Here is a 21,654-nt window from a genome sequence, read left to right as displayed (position 1 = left end):
GCAGTGTATATGTGCGTACACACACAGTCAACCGGTTTGTTGCATGAAAATGCCTGGCCCGTGCGCCCGACGCCGGAGCAATTACAGCGCCAGCACGTTGACTGCCACTTCCATACGGTGCGTGCCGCCGCCGAGAATCATACCGCGCAGCAGCGACACGTCGCTGTAATCGCGTCCAATCGCAAGCGTGACGTGGCTCGTGTCCGCCAGCACGTCATTGGTCGGGTCAAGGTCGATCCAGCCGCTATCCGGGCAATGCACCGACACCCACGCATGCGACGCATCCGCGCCGATCAGCCGCGGTTGCCCCGGCGGCGGGTCGTTGCGCAGGTAACCGCTGACATAGCGCGCCGGCAAGCCGAGCGAGCGAAGGCAACCGATCATCACCTGCGCGAAGTCCTGGCATACGCCGCTTTTCAGCTCGAATGCGCGCTCGGCCGGTGTATCGAACATCGTGGCTGACGCTTTGTAAGCGAAATCGGCGTGAATCCGATGCATCAGATCGATCGCACCGGCCGCAATCGGGGTACCGGGCGCGAAACTCGGCAATGCATAGGCGCGCAACGCCGGCCGCAACGCGATATTTGGCGATGCGAAGCAGAATTCGGCCTGCGGCGCGTACCCGGCGCCTGCCCGAAAGCGCAGCGCGCCGGCAACGGTTTCCCATGCGGGCGTCGCGTGCGGATCGAGGTTCGTCCAGCGCGGCGTCAATTGCACGGTCGTTTCGCTGACGAGCTGGAGTCGTTCGTGTGGCGTATCGAGCGCAAAGTACAGCACGTCATTGCCGAACGCGTCGATGCGACTGTGCCAATATGACGGCGCCGGCTCGATACGCTCGTCATGCGCGACGATCCGCTGCCACGCGCACGCAAGCGGCCGGATGGTCGCGAGATGCTGCGCGGTTTCGACCAGCGTCGAATAGTGGTATGTGGTGCGGTGCGACACCGACAAGAGCGAGCGCTGCGCCCGCGCGCTGTTCATGGCGATACCTGCGCGGCCAGCGTATTCGCATGGCTGAAATACCGCGCGCTGATGTGATTCGCGGCGACACTGACCCAGCCGGCGGCCCGATCGCAGATATCGATCAGCTCCGCATACGCGCCGCTCGCATCGGTCGCGCATAACCGGTCGAGCGGCGGCAGCGACGCAGCGGGCGGCAGCAGATCGTTGAACGGACGATGCCGCGTGCCGCCGGCCGCGAGCGAAATATCGTCGAGCTTCGCGCATAGCCGCTTGTACACGCCATACAGGCCGCGTGGATTGGTCGGTTCGACCACCAGCAGATCGATCAGCGCCGCGATTTCGAAGCGCCCAGGATACAGCGAACGGTAGGTCAGCGTGCTGTCGAACAGCTGCAAAAGCAGATCGAAGCCGGCCGGCGTCGCCAGTTGCCGGTGGCTCGCGACGACCCGAAGGATGGTCGCCATCGCCCATACGCGCTCGATATGGCGGCCGGCGAATTGCAGCCGCCACGCTTCGTCGCGCGTCATCCGGTCGCCCTGCGCGCCGCTGATCGCGGACAATTGCATCGCGAGATGCTCGAGCGCATCCGTCAAGGTCACGCGTGTGTCGCGCGTCCGGCCGCGCGTGTCGCCGGCCGGCGACGCAACGGCCGGCGTCAGCGTCGACAGAACATCGCGGAAGTCGTTGCGCGCGGCGAGAATCGTGCGCCAATGGTCGTTCGATAAACGCCCGCGAATTTCGCCGCTCGAACGAGCCATGCTCGCGAGGTTTTGTCCGATGCTCGCCGCGCCCGCGCTTTCATGCAGATTCGCGACGAGCGTGCGCTCGAACGACTGCGGCGACGGGTTTGCCAGCATGTCCCCCTGCTGCACGAGACCGAATTGCACCGCGAGCTCGACGAGCGTCGGAAACATCGTGCCGGCATCGTTGCTTTCCAGCGAGCCGAGAATCAGCCGCAGCAAGCGCACGTTGTTTTCCGCGCGCTCGCCGTAACGGCCTGCCCAGAACAGGTTTTCCGCGTCGCGGCTCGACACGGTCCGATGCTTGCGCGCAAGATCGGCCGGCTGCAACGGCGACGGCAATAGCGTGAAGGTCGAGCTGGGCTGGCTCGACAACACCCACGTGTCGGCGCTGCTGCCGCCGAACTGCATCGACACACTCGTCTGGCCGTGCGCGGCGAGTCGTGTGAAACCGCCAGGCAGCACATGCCAGCCGCCGTTCAGATCGGCGATCGCATACACGCGCAGCACCGACGGCCGATTGCCTAAAGCGCCGCTCTCGTAGCGGGGCGTGCATGAGTACGGCAACGGTTGCTGGATGGTAAATGCGTCGGGCGCGTCGTCGATGCGGCCGCACCACGCGGCAAGCCGTTGCGTGCCGCTCGCCATACCGGGCACCCCGTCCGATGCGCGAGCGGCGAGCGCAGGCCAGGTCGGCACAAGGAACGCTTCTTCGAGTTGCGTGAACGCGTGCTCGCGAGCGGCCCGCTCGCCGCACCACCAGGTCGGCACGTCCGGCAATAGCAGCGTTTCATCGAGCAGCGCGGCGGCGATGCCGGGCAGAAAGCCATGCAATGCCGGCGACTCGACAAAGCCCGAGCCGGGTACGTTCGACACAATCACATTGCCGGCGCGCATCACCTGCAACAGACCAGGCACGCCGATCGTCGAATCGGCGCGCAGTTCGACCGGATCGCAGAATGCATCGTCGAGCCGGCGCAGCAGCACGTGCACGCGTTCGAGGCCGGCCAGCGTCTTCAGATAAAGCATGTCGCCACGCACCGTCAGGTCCTTGCCTTCGACGAGCGTCACGCCGAGATAACGTGCGAGAAACACGTGCTCGAAATAGGTCTCGCTGAACGGCCCCGGCGACAGCAGCGAGATGCGCGCGAGCTGCTGCTGCGCGCCGCCATCCGGCGCGTCGTCGCGGATCGTTGCGCGTGCAAGCTGGGCGAGCGTGCTGATCAGTTGCGAATACGACGGTGCAAGGCGGCACACGTGCATCTCGCGAAAGGCGTTGCCAAACAGGCTCGATACGATCAGCCGGTTTTCGAGCGCATAACCGAGGCCGGATGGCGCTTCGGTGCGATGCGACATCACCGTCCAGTTGCCGCCGGGCCCACGCGCGAGGTCAACGCCGACCACCTGTAAAAACTGTCCGCCAGGCGGCGTAAAGCCTTTCACCGCACGCAGATAGCCCGGATGGCCGTGCACCAGCGCCGGCGGCAACTGGCCGTGCAACAGAAGCGTTTGCGGACCGTAGACATCCGCGACCAGCGCGTTGAGCAGCCGGGCGCGCTGCACCACGCCGCGCTCGATCAGCGCCCAGTCGCTTTCATCGATCAGGAACGGCAGCAGATCGAGCGCCCAGGGACGCGGCTCGCCCTTGTCGGCGTACACGTTGTAGCTGATGTCGTTGTCGCGGATCTGCTGGTCGATCGACGCGGTGTGCGCGTCGAGCCCCGCGACGCCTTCATCGCCCAGCCACTCGAAGAAGCGCCGCCATGGTTCGCGCAGCGCGCCGGATGCGTCGCGCAATTCGTCCCAGTGGCCTTCGCGCACCGGCAGCGCGCGCAGCAGCGCGAGCGCATCGGCCCGGCTGGCAGCGGCTTCGAACGGAAAAGTCGATTGAAAGGCCAAGATCGTGTCGGGTTGCCTGTTCTTCGGATCGCCTGACAGCGGAAAGCGCGCGTCGCCCGCTCCCGCTTTCCGCGTCGTATACGTTATCGGGAACGCCTGGTTGCCGCGTTCGGCAGGATTAGCGACATGATACTGGCAACCACTGATCGCACGCCCGATGCCGCTGCCCGCGGCTTGCCGCGCTTCGCCACCGGCGCCGCACCATGACGACGCAGCGCGTGACGCGGTATGAACCTTGCGGCGCTTCGACGTGAGCCTTATTCTCCAGGCGACGCGCACGCGTATTCGCACCGCTGCGCATTCACCGTTCACCGGCGAGCGCGATGAGACCCTTCCACTGCAATCGTTGTGACCAGCGTGTGTTCTTCGAAAACGTGCAATGCGAACGTTGCGACGCCCGGCTGGGGTACGTTCCGGAGCTACGTGCGCTCGTTTCATTCGACGCAGCGGAAAACGGCCTGTGGCGCAGCCTGCATCCGGATGCGCGCGGAGAGCTGTACCGGCCATGCCACAACTACGCGGTCGAAAACGTCTGCAACTGGATGCTGCCCGCCGACGACTCGTCGCCGCTATGCCGCTCATGCCGGCTGACGCGCACAATCCCGAACCTGAGCACACCCGAAAACCGCTATTACTGGTACCGGCTCGAAATTGCGAAACGGCGGCTACTGTACACGCTCGCCGACCTCGGCCTCGATTTCGAAGCGCGCGCGGACACCCCGCAGCGAGGGCTCGAATTCGAGTTTCTCGAAGACCCCGGCAACGGCGAACGAATCATCACAGGGCACATGAACGGGCGCATCACGCTCAACGTCGCCGAAGCCGACGACGCCGAACGCGAACGCATGCGCGCCGCGATGGGCGAGCCTTACCGGACGCTGCTCGGGCACTTCCGTCACGAGTCCGGCCACTACTATTTCGACCGGCTGATTGCGGGCACGCGGTGGCTCACGCCGTTTCGCGAACGCTTCGGCGACGAACGCGCCGATTACCAGGCTGCGCTCGACGCGCACTACCGGAACGGCGCGCCCGCGGACTGGTCGCAACGGTTTATCAGCGCCTACGCGACGATGCATGCATGGGAAGACTGGTCGGAGACCTGGGCGCACTACCTGCTGATCGTCGATGTGCTGGACACGGCGGCATCGTACGGTCTTGCGCTGCTGCCGCGCGAACCGCGCGAGCCCGCGTTGACCGACCTGACGCCGGTCGCGCAGGCGAGCTTCGAGAGCCTGATGCAGCGCTGGTTTCCGCTGACCTATGCGCTGAATAGCCTGAACCGGAGCCTCGGGATGGCCGATGGTTATCCGTTTACGCTAGCGCCACCGGTCGTCGGCAAACTCGAGTTCGTGCATCGGGTGATCGCGGCAGCGGCGATGCGCAACACAGGAGCGCATGCGAAAACCGATGCGGAAACGGACACGGGATCGACCGCGCCGGGCTAGGCGATCCCGCAAGCCGCCCGGCATGCGGGCACGCCGGCGCGAGACCGCTCCGCCCGCGCCTGCATCACAGCTCACTACTTCCTCTGCAGCAGCGCCTTGAGTTCCTGCACGTTTTCATCGACGCGCTTCGCAATCACCGCATACGAATCGGCCTGCGACTGGTTAGCGGCCTGCGCGAGCTGCTGCATGTCGGCCAGCGCCTTATGCAGCGTTTGCTGAACCAGTTCGGCGGTCTGGGCGGACGGCATGCCGCCGGCCGCCGCGTGTTTCGACGCGAGCGACTGCAGTTCGGCAAGCGTCGAACGCAGCATGTCGGCCTGCTGCTGCGCCAACGACTGCATGCCCTGCAACGCGGTCTGATTGGCGGCGACCAGGGCTTCGACGTCCTTGCGCCGCGCTTCCATCACAGCCGGGACATCGAAACCGGGTAACCTGAATTGCTCCAGCATCTTGTTGAAGTCGGCAAACGGATTGGCTGCGTCTTTAGGGTCCATGCTCGATTCTCCGGTAACGATGCGTCGAAAAGATCCATACGGTCGGATGGCCAGCGCCCAGGCACCCCATGGCCGCATGATCCGCACGTGAACGGATCATGCACGTTCTGTTCCCGATATGCCAGCTTCGCCGGCATCAACGCACGCGGCGCACTATCCGCAAGCTGCCCGACCACGCGCACTTCGCATCGCCAGACGCCGTTTCGGGTCAACGCAAAAAATCGCGAACCGCATACAATGGCGCCGAAGCATTGATCCGAGCAAAAAGGCGCTCAAGGCAAACGGCCACCCCCGCCGCCCGATATGCGCCAACGCAGTGCGCTCCCCCTGCGCCATACCGGAGACCCTCCATGAGCACCACCGCAAGCGGCGATACCGACAAAACCAGCGGCACACGGCTGCGCCAGTTGAGCGATCTGCCGTCGCCGAAAGGCCTGCCGCTAATCGGCAATATGCATCAGGTTTCACTACGGACATTCCACCTGAATCTCGAGCGCTGGGGCCGCGAGCTCGGCACGCCCTATGTATTCCGGATGTTCGGCAAGCAGGTCGTCGTGCTGGGCGACACCGATCATGTACAAAGCATCTCGCGCGAGCGCCCGCAGCGATATCGCCGCTTCAAGCCGATCGAATCGGTTCTTGCCGAGTTCGGCGCGAACGGTCTCTTCTCAGCGGAGGGCGCGGCTTGGGAACCGCAGCGCCGGCTCGTGATGCAGGCGTTATCCATCCCGCAGATCCGCGCGGTCTACCCGACGCTCGCCGATGTCACCGGACGGCTGCGCGCACGGTGGCTACGCGCAGCGCAAGAGCAGCGCACGATCGACATGGTCGAAGAGATGAAGCGCTACTCCGTCGATGTGACGAGCGCGCTCGCGTTCGGCGAAGACCCGCGCACGCTGGAGCGCGACGACAACGTCATTCAGGAACATCTGAAACAGATCATGCCGGCGCTGATGTCGCGCACCCAGGCGCCGTTCCCGTACTGGCATTACGTGAAGCTGCCGGGTGACCGGCGCCTCGACCGCGCGCTCGTCGAGATTCACCGCTACGTTCGCCAGATGATGGAGCGTGCGCGCGCGCGCATGCGCGACGAGCCGTCGGAAGGGCCGCGCAATCTGCTCGAAGCGATGCTCGCGATGCGCGACACGCCGGACTCGGGCATCACCGACGACCAGATCGTTGCCAACGTGCTGACCATGCTGCTGGCCGGTGAAGACACCACCGCGAATTCGCTCGCATGGTCGACGCTGTTTATTGCCACCGATCAACCTCTGCAGACGCGTCTTGCAAACGAGGCGCGCTCGGTGCTCGGCGATTCGTCGCTCTGTACCGAGTATGCAAAGCTGAAAGAGCTCGATCTGTTCGAAGCCGTCTGCACCGAAACCGGCCGCTTCAAACCGGTGGCCGCGCTGAGTTCGTTCGAACCGGTCGAAGACGTGACAATGGGCGATGTGCGCGTGCCCGCCGGCACCTTCATGTTTTTCCTGAACCGGCCGCCGATGCACGACCCAAGCCACTTCGCGAACCCCGAACGCTTCGACCCGGACCGCTGGCTGCATGCGCGCGACGCCGCGCGCGGAGCGCACGAACCGCGCGCGTACCTGCAATTCGGCGCCGGCCCGCGCGTATGTCCGGGACGGCATCTGGCCGGCGTCGAAATGCGCGCGGCGCTGTCGATGCTCGTCGCAAACTTCGAGATGAAGCTCGCGGTCGATCCTTCGGAGATCGAGGAAATCAACGACTTCATCATGAAGCCAAGCAAGATGCCTGTGACCCTGACGCTTCGTCGTTAATGGCGAAACATCACAACGCATAGCGAATCAGCGCATGGACCGGCTACAGGCAATGACCGCGTTCGTCGCGGTCGCCGAAACAGGCGGCTTTTCGGCGGCCGCGCGCAAGCTCGAGGTGTCGCCGTCGGTGGTCAGCCGCATCGTCACCGAACTCGAAGAGCATCTCGGCGTGCGCCTGCTGACGCGTACGACGCGCATCGTCCGTCTGACGGAAACCGGCACGTCGTACTTCGAGAATTGCCGGCGCATTCTCGGCGAAATCGACGAAGCCGAGCAGTCGGCTACCGGCGAACACACCGCGCCGCGCGGCGTGATGACGATCACCGCGCCGGTGCTGTTCGGCGCCGCGTACGTGACGCCGGTCGTCGTCGAGTATCTGACGCGCTACCCTGATGTCGATATGAACTGCTGGTTTCTCGATCGCGTTGTAAACCTCGTCGACGAAGGTATCGACGTCGCGGTGCGCATCGGCGAACTGCCGAATTCATCGCTGCAGGCAATTCGCGTCGGCTCCGTGCGGCGCGTGATATGCGCGTCGCCCGCATATCTCGCGCGCTGCGGCACACCGCTCACGCCCGACGATCTCACCTCGCACACGATCATCTCGACGAACGCCGCATCGACTTCACCGGAGTGGCGCTTCACGGTCGAGCGGCGCTCGGCCACGCCGCGCTTGCAGCCGCGCATGACCAGCACCACCAACGATTCCGCGATTGCCGCGGCGGCGGCCGGATTCGGCATTGTGCGGCCGCTGTCGTATCAGATCGCGAGCCACCTGCGCGCCGGCACGCTGCAACTGCTACTCGAGCAATACGAGTTGCCGCCGCTGCCGATCCACGTCGTGCATCGTGAAGGACGTCATGCGACGCAGAAAGTACGTGCGTTTCTCGACCTCGCGATCGACCGGCTTCGCTCGGACCCCGCATTGAACCCGCGCTGACGCACAACGCTGTTTGCGCCATGCGGCAAAGGCCATGCCGCAATGTGCACGCCCACATGCATCACAACGTGACATATAATCAAATCATGCGCATTGCGCTGATCGAAACCGTGCCGATAGTCACATAAACACGGGAACAAGGAGTACGCAGATGACTCCGTTCAACCGTATCCTGCTTTGCTATGACGCAACACCGGAAGGACAGCTCGCGTTGCGCGCGGGCGCGGTGCTTGCGCAGCAGTTGCACGCCGAAACTCACCTTTTGTCGGTGCTCGATACCACACATTGGTCAAGCGGTTACGATGTAATGACCGCGGCCCGCAGCGACGCCGACGATGAATTCGCGCGCGAAACGCTCGACGAGGGCATCGCCCGCCTGCACACGTGGGGAGTCGATGCAATGGGCCATCATGCGGCCGGCAGCGCGGTTGACGAGATTTCGCGCCTCGCGGCGCAATTGAACGTGGATCTGATCGTCATCGGACACCATCCGCACGGGTTCTTTGCGCGCTGGCTGTCCGGAGAGAATCACGCGCTGCTGCTCGATCGCGTGTCGTGCGGCGTGCTATTCGAAGTTTCGCGCTAAACACACGGCCATCGCGCGTTTACGGCGTTCCCGCATGCACAAACGCGTGACCACAGCCGGGCGTTACAGCCCCCAGATAATATCCGCGTCGTGCCGATGTGCTTCACGCATCATGTCCAGAAACGGCCAGGCTCGCTGCGCGAGCCCGCCACCCGCGTCCTCGTTGCGCTCGCGCGCATAGTGAAGCGCTTCCAGCGCCGCTTCCGCCTTATCGTCGTCGGAGATGGCCGCTTCGAGACGGCGAATCGCGCCGGGCAATTCGTCATGCAGAATGACCCCGCGCGCATCGAGGCGCTTGCCGACCAACCCAAGCAGATATTGTGCGAGATCCCTCAACATCACCACATCAGGTGTGGCGCGGGACTGAAAAGTAATCATCACAATGCCTCCTTCCTAGGGCCGCGCACCTGCGCAACGCGTTGCGGCTCCTGGTGTTTCCGGATGTCAATCCGAAGTGTCTCCACTCCATTTTATGTCATGCCATGACCTGTTTCAGCGAGCCGGGCATGCTTTCCTCAGCCTTGCGCACGCTTGACTGGTAGCTTTTTCAATCACCCCAATGTTACAGGGGAATGTTAAATTTATATCACATTGAAATATAATTACGGACCTTTTGCTCCACTCTGCTCCATCGTGTCCAGTACTAAAGTGATTCGCTGGCTGTCCAGCTTCAAGCCAGGCCCGATCCTGCTGAAATGGCCCGAGCGTGTGCGCTCGTCCGCTGGAGCGTTCATCGGCCTCGCGGTGACCGCTACGCTGATGCAGGCCGTGTTCGGCTCCAGCGCCGCTTTTCCGATGCTGATCGCACCGATGGGCGCGTCGGCGGTGTTGCTGTTCGCGGTGCCGGCCAGCCCGCTCGCGCAGCCCTGGTCGCTAATCGGCGGCAACCTCGTATCGGCCACGGTCGGTGTCGCGTGCGCAATGCTGTTTCCCGATCCGTTCATCGCTGCCGCGATCGCGGCAGCTGGCGCAATCGCCGGCATGTTCACGTTGCGCTGCATCCACCCGCCATCGGGCGCGGTCGCATTGACCGCCGTGCTCGGCGGCCCGGCGATCCGCGCGCTCGGGTTTCAGTTCGTGCTGGAGCCAGTACTCGTGCAGTCGGTGCTGCTGCTCGGCTCGGCAATGATCTATCACGCGATCACCGGTCACCGCTACCCGCATGTCGCGCAAATCGCAGGTGATGCAGCCGGCGATGCCGTGCTTCAGTCGTCGCTACGCGCCGATCTCGAAGCGGTGTTGCGCCGTCGCAGCGAACTGCTCGACGTAAACCCGGACGATCTCGAAACGCTGCTGCGGGAAACCGAAATGCAAGCGTACGCGCGCAATTTCGGCGAGCTTTCGTGCCGGGACATCATGTCGAATCCGGTTATTAGCGTCCCGCCGGACGCCACTGCCGGCACTGCCTCTTACCTGCTGAACCAGCACAGCATCAAGGCATTACCGGTCGTCACCGACGACCGGCGAGTGGTCGGCATCGTCACGCGCGCGAACCTCGCCGGCGGCGCCACTGAGCGCGTTCCGACGTTCGTCAGCCGCTGGCGGCAGCGCTGGTTCGCACCCCGCCCGAGTCTCGGCATCGCGCGGCCAGTGCGCCGCACCAGCGTCGAAGATCTGATGACCACACACGTGCATACGGTCTCCGTCGACACGCCGATCGTCGAACTGGTGCCGCTGTTCGCGACGCACGGTCACCACCACATTCCGGTGCTCGATGCGCACCGGCGTCTGGCCGGCATCATCACGCAGGCCGACCTGATCACCGGGCTGTATCGCCGGACGCGCTCGCGTGAATACCGGGCCGCGTAAGCCCACGCGCGTAGTGCAACGATCAAGCCGCAACAGCACTGGCGCGCGGAACGACCACCCACATCGCTACGCGCGCCACCTGATGATTTATATCACTTCGTGATATATTAGGGACTTTCCCCTAGCCCACCCCGACGCCCCCGTATGAAAACCCTCGCACGCGAGTTGAGCAAAGCTGACTTCGAGCAGCTATCGGAATTCCGCTATCAGATGCGGCGTTTCGAGCGTTTTTCCGAGCAGGCTGCGCAGGGCGAAGGCATTACGCCGCTCCAATACCTGCTGCTGTTGCACGTGAAAGGCTATCCGGACCGCGAATGGGCCACCATCGGCGAGCTCGCCGAGCGGCTGCAGGCACAGCATCACGGCGTGGTCGCGCTGGTATCGCGCTGCGAAGCGCTGGGCCTTGTCGAACGCCGCGTCAGCGAGATCGACCGCCGGCAAGTGGAAGTCCATTTGCTCAAAGCCGGTGAGCGCGTGCTCGCGCGCCTCGCCGAACTGCATCGCGCCGAGCTGAAATCGCTCAAGGGCGCTTTCACGATTCCGCACATCGATCTGTAAACATCATGAGTCTCGACGATCACAAGCGCGATTTTTCCAGCAACGCCCGACTGCCAGGCATTTCCGCGCTTGCGGTGGTCATCGGGTTGCTCAGCACGCTCGCCGCATTCGTGCTGCTGAACCTGATCCGCCTGTTCACCAATCTGTTCTTTTTCGGTAGTTTTTCGTTTGTGGACCGTTCGCCGGCGCTCAACACGCTCGGCCCATGGGTGGTGCTGATCCCGATCGCCGGCGGGCTGATCGTCGGCCTGATGGCGCGCTACGGCTCGGACAAGATTCGCGGCCACGGCATTCCGGAAGCGATCGAAGCCATCCTGTTCGGTAAAAGCCGGATGTCGCCGAAAGTTGCGATATTGAAGCCGTTGTCCTCGGGCATCGTGATCGGTAGCGGCGGCCCGTTCGGCGCGGAAGGTCCAATCATCATGACGGGCGGCGCGCTCGGTTCGTTGCTCGCGCAATGTTTCAAGGTCACCGCGGCGGAGCGCAAAACGCTGCTGGTCGCGGGCGCGGCGGCCGGCATGACCGCCGTGTTCGGTACGCCGGTTGCAGCCGTGCTGCTTGCGGTCGAACTGCTGCTGTTCGAATGGCGGCCGCGCAGTTTCTTGCCGGTCGCGGTCGCGTGTGCGGTAGCCGGCTTCGCGCGTGCGGTGTTCTTCGGCACGGCGCCGCTGTTTCCGCTGCAGACGGCGGAGCCGAGCGCGATGTCGCTGGTCTCCTGTGCGGTGGCCGGGGTGTTGTCGGGGGCCCTCGCATCGGGCCTGTCCGCTGCGCTATATAAAGTCGAAGACCTGTTCGCCCGTCTGCCGATTCACTGGATGTGGTGGCCGGCGCTCGGCGGCATCGTGGTCGGTATCGGCGGATTTGTCGAGCCGCGCGCGCTCGGCGTCGGCTACGACGTGATCGGCGATCTGCTGCATCAACATATCGCGTTGCAGTTCGCGGTCGCGCTGCTGGTCGTGAAAGCGGTGATGTGGGTTATCGCGCTCGGCTCGGGCACATCGGGTGGCGTGCTCGCACCGCTGCTGATGCTCGGCGCGGGCCTTGGCGTCGTGCTCGGTCATGTGCTGCCGGGCGGCGAACCGTCGCTGTGGCCGCTCGTGTGCATGGCGGCCACGCTCGGTGCAACGCTTGGCGCGCCGCTCACCGCGATCGTGTTCGCGTTCGGTCTTACGCACGACGCGAACGCGCTGCTGCCGTTGCTCGCGGCCACGCTTGTCGCGCACGGATTCGCGACCGTCGTGATGAAGCGCTCGATCATGACCGAGAAGATTGCTCGCCGTGGGTACCACATCTACCGCGAATACGGCGTCGATCCGCTCGAGCGTCACTACGTGGATGAAGTGATGTCGCGCACGGTCGAAGCGATCGACGCGCACGTCACGGTTCGCGACGCGCTCGCCACCTACTTCGGCACGAATCAGACGCGGCGCGCGTACCCGGTGATCAGCAATGAAGCGGTGCTCGGTGTGATCGACCGTGCGGCGCTCGAACGGATTCGCGAGTTGTCGACGAGGACCGTCGCCACGGCGACCACCGCTACCAGCAACATCGCAATCGCGAACGGTGCATCAAACGGCGCAACCACCGACACGCTGCCCGACCCGCTCGACACGCGCATCGGCGACCTGCTGCAGGACGCGCCGCCCGTTGCACTGCCGCACGAAACCTGCCGCCTCGTCGCGACGCGGCTCGCGGTGCACGGGCTGGAACGGCTGCCGGTGGTGGCCGATCGCAAGTCACTGCGGCTGATCGGCATCGTGTCGCGCAGCGATCTGATCAAACCGTCGCTCGGGCACTTCGAAGAAGAACAGAAGCGCGAACGCTTCCGTCGTATCGGCTTCTGGTCGAACGCCGGCAAACAGACGCTTGCCGCAGCGCAAAAGGAAACGCCCTCGCACAGCTAGTCCGCCCCTCGCCGTCTTCGTAGACGGGCCGCGCAACGCGGCCCGGAACGCGACTCTGCGGACGTGACATTTATATGCACACGAGAACCGCGAAAAACGGGTTCGCACGAACCCGCCCGCGCGAAAAGCCTGCTGCGCGAATCGCTTGTCCGGCTTGCGTGCCTGGACGACAAAAAACCCGCTAACGCAAGTTCGCGTTAGCGGGCCGGGCAACGACTTCAGACTTCACAAGCGCAAACCGCAAGCGCCGTTTAGCGTGCGTTCTTGCTCGCCTCAATCGCGGCTAGCGCCTTGGTAACGCCAGCACCATACGCCGGGTCAGCCTTCGTGCAATGCTCGACGTGCAGATTCTGCACAGCCGCCGTCGTACCTTGCAGCGCACGCGCCGTGTTATCGAACAGCACCTGCTGCTGCGCCGGCGACATCTTGCGAAACAGCGCGCCGGGCTGCGAGAAATAGTCGTCGTCGACGCGATGATTCCAGTGGTCGGCCGCCCCTTCGATCGACAGCGGCGGCTCGCGGAAATCCGGTTGCTCCTGCCATTCGCCGACCGTATTCGGCTCATACGAGGCCGTACCGCCCTTGTTGCCGTCCACCCGCATCATGCCGTCGCGGTGGTAGCTATGCACCGGGCTCTTCGGCGCATTGACCGGAATCTGGAAGTAGTTCGCGCCCAGCCGGTAACGCTGCGCATCGGCATACGAGAACAGACGCCCTTGCAGCATCTTGTCCGGCGAGAAGCTAATACCAGGCACGACGTTCGACGGCGCAAAGCCGGACTGCTCGGTCTCAGCGAAGAAGTTGTCCGGGTTGCGATTCAGTTCCACCACGCCGACTTCGATCAGCGGATAGTCCTTCTTCGGCCATACCTTGGTCAGGTCGAACGGGTTCACGTGGTACGAGCCCGCATCTTTCTCCGGCATGATCTGCACGTACAGCGTCCAGCGCGGGAATTCGCCGCGCTCGATCGACTCGTACAGGTCGCGCTGGTTGCTCTCGCGATCGGTCGCGCACACAGCTGCCGCTTCCGCGTCCGTCAGGTTCTGGATGCCCTGCTGCGTGCGGAAATGGAACTTCACCCAGAAGCGCTCGTTACTCGCATTGATAAAGCTGTACGTGTGGCTGCCGAAGCCATGCATATGGCGGAAGCTTTTCGGAATGCCGCGATCGCTCATCACGATCGTCACCTGATGGAACGCTTCGGGCAGTTGCGTCCAGAAGTCCCACTGGTTTTGCGCGCTGCGCAAGCCGGTGCGCGGGTCACGCTTGATCGCGTGATTCAGGTCCGGGAATTTCAGCGGATCGCGGAAAAAGAACACCGGCGTGTTATTGCCGACCATATCCCAGTTACCTTCTTCCGTATAAAACTTTAGCGCGAAACCTCGGATATCGCGCTCGGCGTCCGCCGCACCGCGTTCGCCCGCTACCGTCGAAAAGCGCGCAAACATCGGCGTCTTCTTGCCGATCTGCGAAAAGATCTTCGCGCGCGTGTACTTCGTGATGTCATGCGTGACCGTGAACGTGCCATGAGCGCCCGCACCTTTCGCATGCATGCGCCGCTCGGGAATCACTTCGCGCGCGAAGTGCGCGAGCTTCTCGATTAGCCAGACATCCTGTAACAGTGCCGGGCCGCGCGGGCCTGCCGTCTGCGTATTCTGATTGTCGACGACGGGAGCGCCGAATGCCGTGGTGAGTTTGCTCATGGGGTTTCCTTTTGAATATCGATCAATTGACTTCGAACACATCCAGCTTGTGTGCCGGCGTGATCGACGCCGGCACCTGGCTCAGCCGTGCTTATGCGACGGATCATCGCAATGCACGCAACCGTGTGCATCATCCACCCACGCGTTGCCGAGAATGATGCTGCAAAAGTTCATGCGTCGGAATGCCGGGTCCTTCAGCGCGAGCACATCGTCGTTGACGGTGCCGAACGTCGACTCCGGACGATGCTTCATCCCTTCATTGAACGCATCGATAATCTGTTCCTTGAAGTTCACTGCACGCGGGTGCGCGGCCACCACCTGACGGCGCTGTTCTTCGCTGAATTCGTTGTATGCAAGGCCGAGCACGTCCATTTCGACGCCGGCCGTCACCAGTTGCACAACCGGTTTCTTGAACGGCGGAATGCCGGGTGTCGTGTGCAGCGAAATGGCGTCCCAGACGAGTTCGACATCCGTTTCGGCGATGCCATGCTGGCGGAGAAATTCCGCGGCGGCATTCGCACTATCCACTTCGAACCGGTTTTGCGAGGCGCGGTACTTGTGCGTGAGTCCCATGTCGTGAAACATGCCGCCGATGTAGAGCAGTTCCGGATCGTACTTCAGCTTCTTGCGCTCGCCGGTCAACGCACCGAACAGGAACACGCGAGTCGAGTGATGAAACAGCAGTTCTGATTCGGTATCCCGAACCAGTTCGGTCGCTTCACGCGCCATCTTGCTGTCGGGGATCTTGATGCCGGCGATGATCTTGCTCATTGCGGTTACTCCAAAGAAGTAGAAGGTCTCCGGTTCGCCGCTCGCTCGCTAGTTTGAAGCGGGTGACGCACCCTGTCTGGACTACGCAACAAGTTTCGGTTGCCGGCCGATTTGACTCAATGAGTTCGTTCCATCGATCCGTGCCAATCGCACAGCAGATTCTGCCAGGAGGCCGTTTCCGGCTGCAACGGACCGCCGGCCACGAGGCTGATGGTTGCACTTGCAACATATTGGCGTTATCGGAGCAATAGACGCTATCAATGCGTTGCTACGTCGATATGACAATCGATGGTTTCTGAGCATCCAGCATGATGAGTCAGCAATGCGCCGAGCTTCTATCATTTTGCACAACGACTGTCCGATACGCACGGTCAAAGGCTGGCCGTTCACGCGTGCAAAGGCGATAAACTGACAACGATGCCATGCCATCGGACAATCAACATGAACGAAGAAATAACCGTACGTCGGGTCGCTGGGGACGAGGCGACGCGCTACGTCGAAGCGCTCGCAGACGTACTGATCGACTGCGTCGAAGGCGGCGCGTCGGTCAGCTTTATGCTGCCGCTGCCACGCGAGCGGGCGCTCGAATTCTGGCAGGGTGTCGCGCGAGGCGTGGTGCGGCGCGAACGCGACGGCCGAAATACACGTTATCGCGCTTTTCGGCCTGTAGTCGGCGAACTCCGTCGTGAAGCCTCGTCACATATGCCGCAGCAACGGCCCCGGCCGGCTGCGGAAAACCGACTTCAAGCGATCGAACCAACCGCCCGCGGCCTGCACGCTGAAGTAGTCGCTGGTCACCGAAATTTCTGCGGCACAATCGGCGTCGGTGCTAATGCGAAGGCGTTCGCCCTTCGGCAAGCGAAGCACGCCGCCGGGTTCGAGCCAGTAGTCATAGTCGCAATCCGCGCGCGTCAGCCACACGCGTTCACTGAGCGTGCGCACTTCGGCCCCCGGCGTGCAGTCCCAGTAGAACACCTCGCCGGGTTGGACCGCGAAGTGATAGGTAATTTTCGGAAGTCGCACATTCGCATGGACGTGCTGTGCCAAGTGTTGCATCCTGCCTCCTTTCTGGCCTGTCCGGGCGCATGCGTAAATCGGCCCGCCCGCATCGACGAATGCCGTTCAGTCGAACACGCAATCTCGATCGTCATGCGGTGTCAACAGAACACCTGACTTGCCGTGACTATTCCCAGTCCTGACTAATGTGTGCGTCACAACAGCGCGATGGGTGCGATCGCATTTTGCGGGCTCAATTAATGTTATCCGTGTGACATATGCCGGTGGCGTATGCTTGATTCTTATTGCGTTCGCGTAGCACGGCGATTGCTGATACCCAATCACAAACAATCTGGGGGAGGCTTGGGCACATGAACCCGATTGCTCAATGGAAGGAGAGACGCGCATCATTCAGCCGTACGGTCGCGGTAATGCGAGTGCTCGCCTCGCTATTCACGCTTGCGCTTGCATGCATCACGCCACTCACGCCGTCATTCGCCGCGGACGATGCGGCCGCCGCGCTTCGCGCCCGATATCAGAGCCTCGCGCCGCAGCTTGCGAACAACCCGTTTCATCGCCCGCTTTATCTTGATTCGACGGAAGCGCCGGACTCGCTAAAAGGCAGCATTTATGCGGTGATCGATTATCCGTTCGCTACGGTGAACAGCGCGCTGAACGATCCGACGAAAGGTCCCGCGAACTGGTGCGATGTGCTGATCCTGCACCTGAACACCAAGTATTGCCACGTGTCGACGGGTAGCGATGGCGGGAGCACGCTCAACGTCAATCTCGGGAAGAAGACGGAAGAGAATCTGTCTTCGACGTTCCGCGTCGCGTTCAACTATCGCCCGGACGTCACGCGGCCGGACTACTTCAGGGTCGATCTGAGCGCGGACAAGGGGCCGATGAGCACCCGCGACTATCACATCATGCTCGAAGCGGTCGCGATCGACAGCGCGCGCACGTTTATCCACCTGACCTATTCGTACGGCTATGGCACCGCTGGACGGCTTGCGATGAAAACCTATCTGGCGACCATTGGCAGCGACAAAGTGGGGTTTTCCCGATCAGCCGGGAACGGCGACTATGTCGGTGGCGTGCGGGGCCTTGTCGAACGCAATACGATGCGCTACTACCTCGCGATCGATGCATATCTGGCGTCGTTGTCCGCCCCGGCGGGACAGCAACTCGATGCCCGGCTGAATCACTGGTTCGACGCGACGGAACAGTACCCTCGGCAGTTGCACGAAGTCGAGAAGGACGATTACATCCAGATGAAGCACCACGAATACGAGCGTCAGCAAACAGCTCAATGACGGGCTCAATGACGCAGCACAGCAACCCGACACGCTCACGCGGGCGGCGCACCCGATGACGTGGCAAGCGCGCCGGGCCTGCGCAGCATCTTGTCGACTTCACCCGCGTGCATTTCTTCCGCGTGAATCATCTGACGCGCGTATTCCTCGAGCGCCACCGAGCGATCCTGCACGAGCGTGAGCAACTCGCGATAAAGCTCGAGCGCGACGTTCTCCGCTTCAAGCGATTCACGCAGAATCGAACCGATATCGAACGTGTGCGAATCGAGCAACGGCCCGATTTCGAGCGACGGATAGGCGCCAAGCGTGGTGATCCACTCGCCCGCCTGCTGCGCGTGCAGCAGCGATTCATCCGCCTGTTGCCGAAGCCACGCGACGATCGGAATGCGGCCGAAGCCGAACACGAGAAACGAGTAGTGCGTATAGCGCACGACGCCGGCCAACTCCGATTCGAGAATGTGATTGAGCACGCCAACCACACTCCGCTGATCGAGTTCGGACATGGTTCCCTCCCCACACGCGTGCGTGCGATCGGCGCGCGCGCTCGAGCCAGCCGGTGAATCCGGCCAGAGCCGTTCATAGTGCGCCGCGCGAGCGGTATTGATCAAGCAGACGGATTGGCGCGCCGCAACACCGCATTTAAGGGCTCTTCACCTGACTCGTCAGTCTCGGCGAGTCAGGTGCGCGTTGCGCGGTGCGTCGCGGCAGCGCGCATGTTTCGGGAACGATCGCGGTTCGACGAAGAAAGCGCCGCCGGCTCGGCAGTGCGCAAGCCGGCCAGCTGAAGAAGCATCTGTACCCGCTTCAGCCTCCGCCGAAATAAACGTTGCAAAAGCTGATCGGGCCCACGCAATTCATGCTGTTATTGCCCTGGCTGTACCACGGCCATCCGCTCCGATGTTTGCCGCTCGCCGTCATGCCCGCCGTGCCGGGTCCTTCTCCGGACCCGGTGCCGCTGGATGCGCCAGCGCTCGTCGGTTGCGCGGCCGACGGCTGCGCACCGGTCGACTGGGCGGATGCGCTCGTGAAACCACCCATCAGCGCGAGCGCAGCCGCTGACGTCGCAATCAATACAAGTTTTCTCATTTCCACCTCCTTCGCCAAGCAGGACGCCACAAGTCCGGCACGCCGCACCCGTCACTTCGAAAATTAGCCAAAAAAGGCGGCGACGGCAGCCACCAATCGCCGCGCAATTTCAAATCCGCACGGACATGTGCATCGAGCTTCGCAACGGGTTGTCTCGCCTGGGATTGCAACGCGGATGATGGCTGCGGATGAGATCGTCAGGAATTTGTCGGCTGGCTCGCGGTTTCGCGAGGAGCGCTCATTGAGCCTGCTCGGAGCCGAGGACGGATTGCAGGCACCGCATGAACTCGGCGGCATCGACCGGCTTATGAAGGAAGAAACGCGCGCCGTTTTCGCTCGCGCGCCGCTTCGCGGCGTCGGAAGGAAACGCGGTTACGAAGATGATCGGCAGCGGATTGCCCGTGCCGACCAGATGCGCCTGTAACTCGAGACCATTCATGCCGGGCATCTGGATATCGCAGACGACGCATGCCGTGTGTGCAAATCCAGGGGAGCCCAGGAACGCCTCAGCCGATGCATAAGCCTGCACGCACCAGCCCAACGAGCGGATCAGGCTGGCGGTTGCAAGCCTGACCGACTCGTCGTCGTCAACGATCGTAATAATGGGAGCGTTGGGCAAGCTGCACATCCTTCATGAGGATTGACGAAGGGCTGACATCGCGCCCGTTGAGACTTCAAAATTCAATCTATCTGCAAGGGTTTTGAGCGTAAATCATATGTAAGTATGAAGCCAATGATGCATCGGTTATATAGCTAACATCGTTAAGCGTATCGGCCTCACCTACGTACTGCTCCGCCCGATCCTTCCGCGCATTGAAGCGAGCGATCTGACTCGCAACTCGCGCTTGCTTCGACAGGCGCACTGTAAAACATCATGCAGTTCGCGACGCTACACGCGACGCATGGTCCGTCGCACCCACAGCTGCAGTTGAAAAAAACGCGGAGTGGGAATAGATGGCCGTTTTCCTCGTTAACACACCTGCATGCGTCATATGGATGCGCGCCGTAACAAGCGAGCGCGTTCCCGCAAGCATCAAGTGAAAGCGCTTCCTGCGCGAATGCGTGCATGCCTGCATGCCTGCATTGAACGTTACCGCGCGTTACATCGCAACGCATGCGCTATGTTTGGATCGGACGCACGACGGGAGCATCACATTCGAACATTGCAGATACCCGGTTGAACACTATTGTCAAGTTTCGCAGCATTGGCCACAAGGACTTTTCGTACAGCGCCGTGCATGCATTCAGCAACAACGGTTACGGCTTCGCGAATCGCCGCAGATGGAGCACACGCTGCGTTTGACATCGCTTCTCTGAAGCGGACATCCTCCCAGGGACCATGCCAATGGTCCCCTTCGCGCCGCTCGCAAACTCACTGCGGGCGGCGTTTTTTTTGCACGCGCGCAGACGGCGTCAAACGGAAAGATTGTGCGAGCGTTTGGGTTCCGTGTGCTGAACCGCATGATCGACGCCATCCGCTTGTACGCGGTTTCTGCGCCAGCCGGCGGGCGGCATGCCGAACTCGCGCTTGAACGCGCGATTGAATGCGGCTTCCGACTCATAGCCGACCTGCTCCGCGACCGCCGCCAGTGTCTTGCTGCCGGATGCGAGTTCCTGCGCGGCCATCCTGAGGCGCCAGCTCGCCAGATATTGCATCGGAGGCTGTCCAAGCAGGTCAGTAAAACGTTGTGCAAGGGCGGAACGCGACAGACCGACTTTGCGCGCGAGTTCGTCGACAGTCCAACCGTATGCGGGCTGCGCATGCAGGCTTGCGAGCGCGCGGCCGACGAAACGATCGCGCACGCCAGCAAGCCAACCTTTGCGGTCCTGCGGCAACGCATCGATACAGCGGCGCACCGCTTCGACGAACAGCAATTCGGAGAGCCTGGCGAGCACAGTTGCACTGCCCGCACGCCATTGCGCAGCCTCGTCCGTGGCGAATTCGAGCGACGCCTCGAGCCACGCGGAGCGCGGGTCGTTACGCATGTCGATCTTGAAGATGCGCGGCAGCGCGGACAGCACCGGATTGTTCAGCGTTTCGTCGCAAGCAAGAAAGCCGCATAGCAACCGCGTACGCTCGCCACCGCCGCCGTACGACAGGCGCAGCACTTCACCCGGCGCCGCTTGCACCTGGCTCGCCAGCAACGGTGCGGCGGCCACCGGCGAGATGTCGAGCGCACTGCCCATCAGGTGCGCTTCGCCTTGCGGCACGACCAGCAATTCGCCCGCTTCAACACGAAGGGCCGAAGCAGGATCGCCCGGCAGCTGCGCCCAGCATTGCCCTTCTGTGATCAGATGATACGAGACCACACGTTCCGCGCGCGGCAGAAAGCTGGTGCACAACGCCGCGTCCGGTTCACCGCTCACGCACCATGGTGCAGTGAACTCTCCATTCAAATAGAGCGCGCCGGACAGGCGAACGAAACGCAGCACATCGGATACGGCATCCATGTTCAGTGAACCCAGCAAACCGCGTTGATTTCCGGTTCCGGCGTTCCGCACAAAAAATCTGGACGCCAGATCATTCATCGATGAGGACTTCGTCAAGATACTACTCCCACGTACAGCTGCAACAGCATGCATCCGTCACAAAACGACGATGCACGCGGAAACGGTCATCCGTGTATTGAAGTTGAACGATCAACACGTAC

Annotated in this window: 19 protein-coding genes and 1 pseudogene; 9 read left to right on the top strand and 11 right to left on the bottom strand. The window is 62.6% G+C overall.

Annotation, left to right across the window (positions count from 1 at the left end; genetic code table 11):
- Nucleotides 1–81: 81 nt before the first annotated feature.
- Entirely contained in the window at nt 82–981 is a 900-nt protein-coding gene (locus BX592_RS08845; RefSeq protein WP_134191278.1) for a transglutaminase family protein, read from the bottom strand.
- Nucleotides 978–3,602, bottom strand: coding sequence for a circularly permuted type 2 ATP-grasp protein (locus BX592_RS08840; RefSeq protein ID WP_134191277.1), 2,625 nt, complete (start codon nt 3,600–3,602; stop codon nt 978–980). The genes BX592_RS08845 and BX592_RS08840 overlap by 4 nt, the downstream gene beginning before the upstream one ends.
- Nucleotides 3,603–3,925: 323 nt before the next feature.
- On the opposite strand from BX592_RS08840, the gene BX592_RS08835 reads away from it, so the two are divergent.
- Nucleotides 3,926–5,047 carry a zinc-binding metallopeptidase family protein gene (locus BX592_RS08835; RefSeq protein ID WP_134191276.1) on the top strand — a complete coding sequence of 374 codons (1,122 nt, stop codon included), beginning with the start codon at nt 3,926–3,928 and terminating at the stop codon, nt 5,045–5,047.
- 74 nt (nt 5,048–5,121) lie between these two features.
- Here BX592_RS08835 and phaP read toward each other — a convergent pair whose 3' ends face one another.
- On the bottom strand, nt 5,122–5,541 hold the full coding sequence (phaP, locus tag BX592_RS08830) for a phasin family protein (protein WP_134191275.1): 420 nt from the start codon (nt 5,539–5,541) through the stop codon (nt 5,122–5,124).
- A 350-nt stretch (nt 5,542–5,891) separates the two neighbouring features.
- Between phaP and BX592_RS08825 the strand changes: the two genes are divergently transcribed.
- The 3 genes from BX592_RS08825 (at nt 5,892) to BX592_RS08815 (ending at nt 8,860) form a co-directional block, all read left to right on the top strand.
- The gene (locus tag BX592_RS08825) at nt 5,892–7,334 is read left to right on the top strand and encodes a cytochrome P450 (protein ID WP_134191274.1); all 1,443 of its coding nucleotides are present in this window, start codon (nt 5,892–5,894) and stop codon (nt 7,332–7,334) included.
- A 34-nt stretch (nt 7,335–7,368) separates the two neighbouring features.
- Complete coding sequence (locus BX592_RS08820; protein WP_134191273.1) at nt 7,369–8,274, top strand: LysR family transcriptional regulator; 906 nt, start codon at nt 7,369–7,371, stop codon at nt 8,272–8,274.
- A gap of 151 nt (nt 8,275–8,425) precedes the next feature.
- Nucleotides 8,426–8,860: a universal stress protein gene (locus BX592_RS08815; RefSeq protein ID WP_134191272.1), complete on the top strand. Its 435-nt coding sequence runs from the start codon at nt 8,426–8,428 to the stop codon at nt 8,858–8,860.
- Between the two features lie 63 nt (nt 8,861–8,923).
- Here the strand turns inward: BX592_RS08815 and BX592_RS08810 are convergent, their stop codons facing one another.
- Entirely contained in the window at nt 8,924–9,241 is a 318-nt protein-coding gene (locus BX592_RS08810) for a DUF1840 domain-containing protein (RefSeq protein ID WP_134191271.1), read from the bottom strand.
- A gap of 270 nt (nt 9,242–9,511) precedes the next feature.
- Between BX592_RS08810 and BX592_RS08805 the strand changes: the two genes are divergently transcribed.
- From BX592_RS08805 to BX592_RS08795, 3 genes are all read left to right on the top strand, one after another.
- On the top strand, nt 9,512–10,669 hold the full coding sequence (locus tag BX592_RS08805) for an HPP family protein (protein ID WP_208327879.1): 1,158 nt from the start codon (nt 9,512–9,514) through the stop codon (nt 10,667–10,669).
- A gap of 144 nt (nt 10,670–10,813) precedes the next feature.
- Nucleotides 10,814–11,227 (top strand): MarR family winged helix-turn-helix transcriptional regulator, encoded by a 414-nt coding sequence (locus BX592_RS08800; RefSeq protein WP_134191270.1) that lies wholly within the window; start codon nt 10,814–10,816, stop codon nt 11,225–11,227.
- A 5-nt stretch (nt 11,228–11,232) separates the two neighbouring features.
- Nucleotides 11,233–13,131 carry a chloride channel protein gene (locus BX592_RS08795; RefSeq protein WP_134191269.1) on the top strand — a complete coding sequence of 633 codons (1,899 nt, stop codon included), beginning with the start codon at nt 11,233–11,235 and terminating at the stop codon, nt 13,129–13,131.
- 251 nt (nt 13,132–13,382) lie between these two features.
- Here BX592_RS08795 and BX592_RS08790 read toward each other — a convergent pair whose 3' ends face one another.
- Together BX592_RS08790 and BX592_RS08785 are read right to left on the bottom strand one after the other, a co-directional pair.
- Nucleotides 13,383–14,834 (bottom strand): catalase, encoded by a 1,452-nt coding sequence (locus BX592_RS08790; protein WP_134191268.1) that lies wholly within the window; start codon nt 14,832–14,834, stop codon nt 13,383–13,385.
- 81 nt (nt 14,835–14,915) lie between these two features.
- A complete protein-coding gene (locus BX592_RS08785) occupies nt 14,916–15,605 on the bottom strand; it encodes an HD domain-containing protein (protein WP_134191267.1) in 690 nt (229 codons plus the stop codon).
- 441 nt (nt 15,606–16,046) lie between these two features.
- Between BX592_RS08785 and BX592_RS34340 the strand changes: the two are divergent.
- A pseudogene (locus tag BX592_RS34340) lies at nt 16,047–16,235 on the top strand (GNAT family N-acetyltransferase); the annotation flags it as partial.
- A gap of 66 nt (nt 16,236–16,301) precedes the next feature.
- On the opposite strand, the gene BX592_RS08775 reads toward BX592_RS34340, so the two are convergent.
- On the bottom strand, nt 16,302–16,661 hold the full coding sequence (locus BX592_RS08775; RefSeq protein ID WP_134191266.1) for a DUF2917 domain-containing protein: 360 nt from the start codon (nt 16,659–16,661) through the stop codon (nt 16,302–16,304).
- 371 nt (nt 16,662–17,032) lie between these two features.
- Here BX592_RS08775 and BX592_RS08770 point away from each other — a divergent pair, with 371 nt between their 5' ends.
- Complete coding sequence (locus BX592_RS08770; protein WP_243849433.1) at nt 17,033–17,917, top strand: hypothetical protein; 885 nt, start codon at nt 17,033–17,035, stop codon at nt 17,915–17,917.
- A 35-nt stretch (nt 17,918–17,952) separates the two neighbouring features.
- On the opposite strand, the gene BX592_RS08765 is transcribed toward BX592_RS08770, so the two are convergent.
- From BX592_RS08765 to BX592_RS08750, 4 genes are all read right to left on the bottom strand, one after another.
- Nucleotides 17,953–18,420, bottom strand: coding sequence for a ferritin-like domain-containing protein (locus BX592_RS08765; protein ID WP_134191265.1), 468 nt, complete (start codon nt 18,418–18,420; stop codon nt 17,953–17,955).
- Between the two features lie 301 nt (nt 18,421–18,721).
- A complete protein-coding gene (locus BX592_RS08760; RefSeq protein WP_134191264.1) occupies nt 18,722–19,003 on the bottom strand; it encodes a hypothetical protein in 282 nt (93 codons plus the stop codon).
- A 238-nt stretch (nt 19,004–19,241) separates the two neighbouring features.
- Nucleotides 19,242–19,622 (bottom strand): response regulator transcription factor, encoded by a 381-nt coding sequence (locus BX592_RS08755; protein ID WP_134191263.1) that lies wholly within the window; start codon nt 19,620–19,622, stop codon nt 19,242–19,244.
- A gap of 794 nt (nt 19,623–20,416) precedes the next feature.
- The gene (locus tag BX592_RS08750; RefSeq protein WP_134191262.1) at nt 20,417–21,454 is read right to left on the bottom strand and encodes an AraC family transcriptional regulator; all 1,038 of its coding nucleotides are present in this window, start codon (nt 21,452–21,454) and stop codon (nt 20,417–20,419) included.
- Between the last annotated feature and the right edge of the window lie 200 nt (nt 21,455–21,654).

The organism is Paraburkholderia rhizosphaerae, from assembly GCF_004366595.1.
Classification (GTDB): Bacteria; Pseudomonadota; Gammaproteobacteria; order Burkholderiales; family Burkholderiaceae; genus Paraburkholderia; species Paraburkholderia rhizosphaerae.
This window is presented reverse-complemented; position numbering and strand designations above follow the sequence as displayed.